An 8,552-nucleotide genomic window follows, 5' to 3' on the forward strand; every position below is an offset into this window, starting at 1 on the left:
ATAATATCTAGGATCATTTTTTTTGTATTCAAACAGATATTTAGACTCCCATTGCTTAGGCAAGTGCCTCAACTTAATTACAAAGCTTTCTGCAATTTTTATTTTTATTTCTTTTATAAACAGGCCAAATATGTGTACCTCAAAAAACCTCTTTCTCAGGACGAAATGTGCTGCCCTACTTATTGTTCTCCTGGCATTTAGCCATCCTCTTTTAAGCCAAACCATTAGCTTTGGCCTTGACACTTTGCAATTCGGAGGATTTACCAAACCTGCTAAAGGCACGTCACTTAAATTTGGCCCGGACGGAAGGCTGTATCTCGCCCAATTAAACGGGCAGATAAAAATCTATTCCATTCAAAAAAGCAGTACAAACGAATATAAGGTCATTGCCGCCGAAACTCTTCTGGATATTCAAAACATCCCTAACCATGACGACATTGGCACACTAGCAAAGGATGGTAGAAGTAACCGCCAATCAACAGGGCTTACGGTAGTCGGGACTGCTGCCAATCCAATTATTTATATTACATCAAGCGATCCAAAATGGGGTGGACCATCAGGAGATAAGGTCTTGGATACTAACTCTGGAATAATTTCAAGATTGACCTGGACAGGAAGCAAATGGGATGTGGTTGATCTTGTAAGAGGTTTACCTAGGTCAGAGGAAAACCATTCTCCAAATGGTCTGGAGTTTACTGTCATTAATGGGAAACCATATCTTTTGGTCACAAGTGGTGGACATACCAATGCCGGATCCCCAAGCCTGAATTTTGCCTACTTGGGAGAATACGCTCTTTCTGCGGCAGTGTTGAGTATTGACCTTAATGCCATTGACGCACTACCTCTCCAGACAGATTCCCAGTCTGGCCGGAAATTTAAATATGATATCCCCACTTTGGATGACCCATCTAGACCAAATGCCAATGGAATCTATAATCCAAACCAATCAGGATATAATGGTATCGATGTAGGCGATCCATTTGGCGGTAATGATGGTCTAAATATGGGAATGATTGTGGCTGGTGGTCCAGTTCAGATTTTTTCAAGTGGGTACAGAAATACTTATGATCTGGTAGTAACGGAAAGTGGAAAAGTATTTGTAACAGAAAATGGACCCAACACCAATTGGGGTGGTCTCCCTGAAAATGAGGGGAATGCTTTGACGGTTACTAATAGATATTTAAGCACTGAACCGGGTAACAATTCAACCAACCCCTCACCAAGTGGAGAGTATGTGTCCAACAAAGACCATCTCATGATGATAACTTCTGATATCACTAATTATACATTTGGTTCTTATTATGGAGGCCATCCCAATCCCTTACGGGCAAACCCCGGAAACCCGTATACCTTAGGAGCCTCATTTCCATTCAACCCTGGAGGTTCCGGTCTTTTCACAAGATCCTTGGGTGATGATGCCGATTGGTCGACTCTTACTCCATTATATACTCCAAATGAAGTTTTTCGAACTTCGATTCTCGCTCCGGTTGCACCTGGACAAGCAGGTTTTGACGCGTATGCTTCTAACTCCCTTCCTGTCAACTGGCCTCCGGTACCCAAAGCAATGGCCAACCCCAATGAAGCTGATTTTAGGTCTCCGGATTTAGGAAATCCAAATGGGCCTCAAAAACAGCTTGTCACAATTTTTCCTATCAATACAAATGGTATAGCAGAATATAAAGCATCCACCTTTAGCGGGGTTCTCAAAGGAGCATTAATTGCAGGAAAGAGTAATGGTACTATTCATCTTATCATGCTCAATCCTGATGGTAGCCTTAAGCAATTAGAGGCAAATAAATGGAATTTAAATTCGGGAAATGCACTTGGAATTTCTTCTAATGGAGATACAGAAATTTTTCCAGGAACAATTTGGGTAACTACTTTTGACAATAGAATCCATGTTTTAACCCCCCTAGTTTCAACAACCTGCATACTGCAGACCAATCCGGATTTTAACCCTAATGCAGATTACGACAATGATGGGTTTACAAATCAAGACGAGTTAGATAATGGAACTGATTATTGCTCTGCTGCATCAAAACCAAATGACTTTGATGGAGATTTTATTTCAGACCTAAATGATTTGGATGATGATGGTGATGGTATATCTGATGCATTAGATCCATTTCAATTGGGAAATCCAACCAACCTGCCGATAGACAACGAATTATTTTCTGACAAAACAGATGAATTAAATCGTCCATTTGGATATTTGGGATTAGGATTTACCGGTCTTATGAATAATGGAGCCGGCAAGCCAAATTGGCTCAACTGGCTTGATGTACCAAATGGTGGTCCCTTGCCTAATGATATCTATGGGGGAGCCGCAGGAGCAGTCCAACTTGCAATTACTTCCGGAACGGCAAACGGATCTTCAAACACCCAACAAAAGGGATTTCAGTTTGGAGCAAATGTCGGTAATGAAACCGGCGAATTTCTGGTGACGGGAAGACTCTTAGGTTTAACCGGTCCTCAATTGTTCTATGATATAACCCACAATGGAGAAATTGGAATTCAAATGGGCGATGGAACCCAAAGTAATTTCTTTAAACTTGTTTTCACAAAAACCCAAATCACTGCAGGTTTAGAGATAAATGATGTCCAAGATCCTAACCCTCTGACTTATTCTATCTCTTCTTCAGATAGACCCACTAGTTCAGAAAACATCGATTTCATGTTGAAAGTTAGGCCTGTTCAAGGAACAGTAGAGCCTATGATCAAAATTGGGAATAGGTCTATCATCAGCTTAGGTACAAAAAATCTAACAGGTAAAGTTTTAGAGGCCGTTCAGCAAATATCCAAACCCTTAGCAATAGGAATCATTGGGACTTCAGGTGCGAGCGATGTGGAATTTTTGGCCACTTATGATTTTTTTAGGGTAATAGGGGACCAACCATATATTGTCAGAACATTGGATGATATTTCTAAACAAGTCGGATCCCAATCCACTCAAATTGATCTTGGAGAATATTTCAATGATGGTGGTGGTCTGGAAAATCTGCTTTTTACTGTCTCAAGTAATTCAAACTCAGCAATAGGAGCATCCATAGTAGGGAAAATACTGACTTTGACTTTTCCTGCACTGCCAAATTCCGGCTTGATTTCAATCAGAGCTACAGATCTGTCTTCCTTATTCGTCGAGCAAACTTTTAAAGTCGACGTAATTGCAGCGCAACAGATACTTTTCAGAATAAACGCAGGAGGGATTGCAGTGGCGGGATTGAATGGGGCCCCAAACTGGAAAGCAAACGAAATCAACGGATCGTATACCGGGGATGGTTATACCATTACAAATGGTGCAACATATAGTGGAAATTTATTGTATGCCAACAAACATTCCTCTATTCCGGATTATATTGACAAGACTACCTTTGAATCTATCTTCAAAAACGAAAGGCATAATAGTGGCGCTTCGGTCATGACCTATTCCATTCCCATTCCTAACGGTGATTACGAGGTTAACCTCTACATGGGAAATTCTTTCTCCGGAACAAGCACTGTAGGGACAAGGGTGTTTGATGTTAAAGCAGAAGGCACAACGGTTCTTTCTAATGTCGATTTGATTGCAAAATTTGGACATCAAAAAGGGGGGATGGAAAAAATATATGTTAAGGTGTCAGATGGAATTTTAAACATTGAGTTTGTCAAAAAAACAGAGAATCCACTAATAAATGCAATAGAAATCATTGACACACAAATATCTGCTCCGATTGTCATTACCAATGAAATTCAAAATCAATTGAATAAAGTCGGAGAAACCCTCGATGGAAATCTGTTTTTTACTGCCACGGGTGGAGTTGGACAATTATTCTACAGTGCAGTAAACCTTCCACCGGGAGTCACTATAGAAGATGTAAATGGAAGAATTTATGGAACAATCGCAACTGAGGCATTTGCCAATAGCCCATATCAGGTGACCCTCACTGTAAAGGACTCAAATAGTCCTGTTCCAAATCAAGAATCAAGAACATTCTATTGGACTGTCTCCGGAAATGTGTTTAGAATAAATGCAGGCGGTACTGCTGTGTCCGGGCTTAATGGGGCTCCAAGCTGGAAAGCCAATGATATCAACGGTTCCTATTCAGGAGATGGATACAGTGTCACAAATGGGGCATCTTACATTGGGAATTTGTTATATGAAAACAAGCATTCCTCCATTCCAAGTTACATTGACAAGACTACTTTTGATTTAATTTTTAAAAATGAGAGACATAATAATAACGCCTCGGTTATGACATATGACATCCCCTTGGTAAATGGGGATTACCAAGTCAATCTGTACATGGGAAATGCCTTCTCAGGTACAAGTACTGTTGGCACAAGGGTATTCGATGTAAAAGCTGAAGGAAATATTGCTCTGTCTGATGTGGATTTGGTTTCAAATTTTGGACATCAAAAAGGTGGGATGCAAAAATTTCAGGTTAAAGTAACTGACGGTATATTGAATATTGAGTTTGTTAAAAAAATTCAAAACCCATTGGTCAATGCCATCGAAATTATCAAAATTGAATCCATTTCTCCCTTAACAATTACAAATGAAATCCCAAATCAATCCAATAAAATTGGCGATGTTTTGGATGGAAATCTACTTTTTACAGCAACAGGGGGTGTAGGCCAATTGACCTACAGCTCAATTAACCTTCCTCTAGGGGTGTTTATGGACGTAAATGGAAAAATTTATGGAACAATTGAATCGGGTGCTTATGCAAATAGTCCCTTTAAGGTAACGCTAACCGTGAAGGACTCAAATAGTCCTGTCCCTAATCAAGAATCAAGGACATTCTATTGGACAGTTTTCGGAAACATTACCGAAAACGGCATAATCGGCCATTGGAAAATGAATGAAGGAAGCGGTTCTAAACTTGTAGACAGTTCAGGAAATGGGAACAACGCAACAATAATCAATACTAGTTCCGGCGTAATTTGGGTTCAAGGAAAAGAAGGTCTGGCACTCAACCTAAATGGATTTACAGACAGGTTTGCCACTGTCCCTAGCAATTCAAGCCTGAACATTTCAAATGCCATCACAATTTCCGCATGGATAAGGACTTCGGGTTTGGCAAGTAAACAGATCTTATCCAAAGGCGGGCCTGATGGATATGAGCTTGGCATTTTTGAAACTGGTAAAATTGAATTCAGGATCAACAGGGAAAGTTCAGGAACTACTTATAGATTATACTCTAATCAAAATTACCCTACGGATGGGACCACTTGGATGCATGTCGCCGCCACATTTGATGGAACTAAATCTCAAATATTCATTAATGGTGTTATCGATAATTCTGCAACCTATGCTCCAACGACCATAAAAACCAATACAACAGAACTGCAAATTGGAGCACGTTCCTCGAATAATAGATGGGTAGGAGATTTGGATGAATTAAAACTCTATAATAGGGTACTTTCAGATGTTGAGATTAATACTTTGGTGACGGTAGCAATCCCAATCCCGGCTGCGCCACTACTTACAGCTCCGGCAAACTCGGCAAAGGAAATCAGCATTACTCCAACTTTAACTTGGGGTAGTTCAGAACATGCAATTACATATAATGTTCAGGTATCAACAAGCTCTGGTTTCTCCTCATTTATATCAAATGTTTCAGGGATTAAAACAACTTCCTTCAAAACCCCAAAACTCTTGAATAATATCACCTATTATTGGAGAGTGGCTGCTGTAAACGAAAAAGGAACCTCAAGCTGGTCTCTGGTAAGGTCATTTACTACAAATAGTTTGGTGGCCTATTGGAAAATGGATGAAGGAAGTGGAAGCACTCTTGTGGATCATTCCGGGAATGGAAATAATGCACAAAAATCTTCTTCTACAAATTGGACTTGGGTTACCGGAAAAAGTGGACTGGCTCTCTTGCTTAACAAATCCATTGTTCAATACGGTGGAGTTCCACATAACTCAACAATTAACATTACCCAACAAATTACGATCAGCGCCTGGATAAGACCCGCGGACAAATCAGGTAGGCAGATAATTTCAAAAGGCGGGACAAACGGATATGAATTGTTGACTTTAAAATCAGGGAAAGTGGAATTCAGGTTCAATAGAGAAAGTAATGGTAATACATATAGCCTTATCTCTAATAAAAATTACCCAAGTGATGGAAAAACATGGCTTCATGTAACCGCTACCTTCAATGGTACCAAATCAACAATATATTTCAACGGAGTTCAGGATAACTCAAAAACCTTTTCCTCCACTACCATCAAAACAAATACCGCAGAACTTCAAATTGGAGCAAGAAAAGGTACTAATCAATGGAGTGGTGCTCTCGATGAAATCAGGTTATACAACAGATCCTTGACTTCCACTGAGGTGTCCAATTTACCCAATCAATTCATTGCATTTAGGATGATTGATGACGGGCAAAACCCACAGGATTTAATTGATCTAAGCACCATGCAGACTACAGAGGAATTGACCAATTTTGAGACCGATGATGCCTTAATTGAAAAAAGACTTTATCCCAATCCGGTGGAGGACAACATCAATATTGAGATTCCATCATTGAAAAATGAGAAAGTTCAGGTAAGAATCTTCGATATGAAAGGGGTTAATCTCTTGGATACTGAGTTAGAAATGGAGAATGGAAAATTGAGAATTGACTTTACTCCAACTGACTTAAAACAAGGCACGTACATATTGTTTATAAACTCTGATAAAACTCAAAATATATTTAAATTCATTAAAAATTAGTTAAAATAGGAGGTGTAGGGTCCTCCCAAAAATACCGGAATTCTTTGTCTACGGCAGACGTCCCTTTCATCTATGAATATTGGCCTATTGACAGAATAGCGGATAATTATAATAATCCGCTATTCTGCCGGTAGGGTCAGATTGATGCAAAACTAACGTGTCAAAAGTCGGAATGGGTGGTACGCTCAGCAGTTTGTATTATAGTCATTGAAGGGAAATACGAAATCTTCAAATGCGGTCAATCTTATTTTGTTTTTAACCTGAGATATGTTCGGATGACATCCAAGGCATGGTCAAAATTCCTGTTATTGGGAATGATTAGATCCGCATCATTTTTAAACGGCTCTATGTATTTCTCATACGTGGGCATCACATGCATTTCATACCTATAGAGCACATCGTCCAAGTCATAGCCCCGCTCTACCTTGTCCCTCACAATTCTACGCTTGAGCTTGATGTATTCTTTGGCATCAATAAAGACTTTTAAGTCTAACAAATCTGCCAATTCTGGATAATACAACACAAAAATTCCCTCCACGACTACAACCGGAGAAGGGGCAAATTCTAGGATTTTAGGCTTTTTGTTGGGATTGTTGAAAGTGTATTCTTGTCTGAAAACCGTCTCACCGTTCTGTATTTTTCTGATATCATCGGCATACTGGGTAAAATCAATGGAGTTTGGCGTATCAAAATTATGAATCCCCATATCATCCACCGGCTGAAGGTGCCTCGGTTTGTAATAATTGTCCTGAGAAATCAAACAAACCTCGCCGGGTTCAAATGAATGGAGCAGCTTGTCCAAAAATAAAGTCTTGCCTGATGCACTTCCCCCGGTAATCCCTACAATAAATGGTTTGTTCATGGGGGTCAAATTTAAATATTTATTTGAGAAAGTTGACCAATGCTTTTACGGCCTTACCACGGTGGCTGATGTTATTCTTTTCTACCAAGGTAAGTTCAGCAAAAGTCTTTTCAAACCCGTTTGGAATAAAAATCGGGTCATAGCCAAACCCACCGGTGCCGATTCTTTCGTGGATGATTTCCCCTTCTGCGACTCCATCAAAAGCATGTTCTTCGCCATTAAGAATCAGCGCGATCACCGTCCGAAACCTCGCCTTTCTGTTTTCTTTTCCTTCCATTTTGCTCAAAAGAAGGTCCACATTCCTCTCATCACTTCTCGGTTCGCCGGCAAACCTACCTGAATAAACACCCGGTGCTCCATCCAAAGCGGCCACTTCCAAGCCTGTATCATCAGCAAAGCAATCCACACCATAGTGGTCTTTGACATACCTCGCTTTTTGGAAGGCATTGTGTTCCAAGGTATCGCCTGTCTCAGGAAGCTCTTCCCTGCAGCCGATTTCTTCTAATGAAACAATGGTAAAATCATTTCCAAGGGCAGATTTGACCTCTTCTATTTTCTTATTGTTGTTTGTAGCAAAGCAGATTTTCATATGGTTGAAATTAGGGAGAATTTTTGTAAAAAGGTTAAATGTTGGATGACCGAGGACCGATGTTACGCCATAGAATTGAATTTGGGCGAAAAAAATGGAATTAAACTCGAATATAATTTTCCCGCGGATTTCGCTGACCTGTACAGAAAAAACTTTCAGGCTTGGCGAGAAAAAGTTCCGCGCATATCTACTTGCCTGCGGGAAAAAATATTTACCACTGATGAACACAGATTTTCATAGATGATAATTGGTAATTCTGAAAAATTTATAACGCAATGACCTCAATGGTTTCGCCAAGAACGCAAGGTATCTTTCTTAAGGCCTTTACTTTTTCTTTGTGTTTTTGTGTCTTTGTGGGACACATGAATATTATTTTTCTCCGCGCCCTCCGCGTC

Annotated in this window: 3 protein-coding genes; 1 reads left to right on the plus strand and 2 read right to left on the minus strand. The window is 40.0% G+C overall.

The annotated features are described in order from the left end of the window. Window positions 1–130: 130 nt before the first annotated feature. Entirely contained in the window at window positions 131–6,706 is a 6,576-nt protein-coding gene (locus M3O96_RS09200) for a LamG-like jellyroll fold domain-containing protein (protein ID WP_249720047.1), read from the plus strand. Window positions 6,707–6,950: 244 nt separating this feature from the next. Here the strand turns inward: M3O96_RS09200 and udk are convergent, their stop codons facing one another. Then, complete coding sequence (udk, locus tag M3O96_RS09205; protein ID WP_249720048.1) at window positions 6,951–7,568, minus strand: uridine kinase; 618 nt, start codon at window positions 7,566–7,568, stop codon at window positions 6,951–6,953. 19 nt (window positions 7,569–7,587) lie between these two features. Further along, a complete protein-coding gene (locus tag M3O96_RS09210) occupies window positions 7,588–8,157 on the minus strand; it encodes a non-canonical purine NTP diphosphatase (protein WP_249720049.1) in 570 nt (189 codons plus the stop codon). Window positions 8,158–8,552 lie beyond the last annotated feature (395 nt).

Source organism: Aquiflexum sp. TKW24L (genome assembly GCF_023502205.1).
Taxonomy (GTDB): Bacteria; Bacteroidota; Bacteroidia; order Cytophagales; family Cyclobacteriaceae; genus Cognataquiflexum.

Bases quoted from the DNA above. Each gene is read 5' to 3' on its own strand.
- M3O96_RS09200 (WP_249720047.1), top strand. From the start codon at position 131: ATGTGTACCTCAAAAAACCTCTTTCTCAGGACGAAATGTGCTGCCCTA.
- udk (WP_249720048.1), bottom strand. From the start codon at position 7,568: ATGAACAAACCATTTATTGTAGGGATTACCGGGGGAAGTGCATCAGGC.
- M3O96_RS09210 (WP_249720049.1), bottom strand. From the start codon at position 8,157: ATGAAAATCTGCTTTGCTACAAACAACAATAAGAAAATAGAAGAGGTC.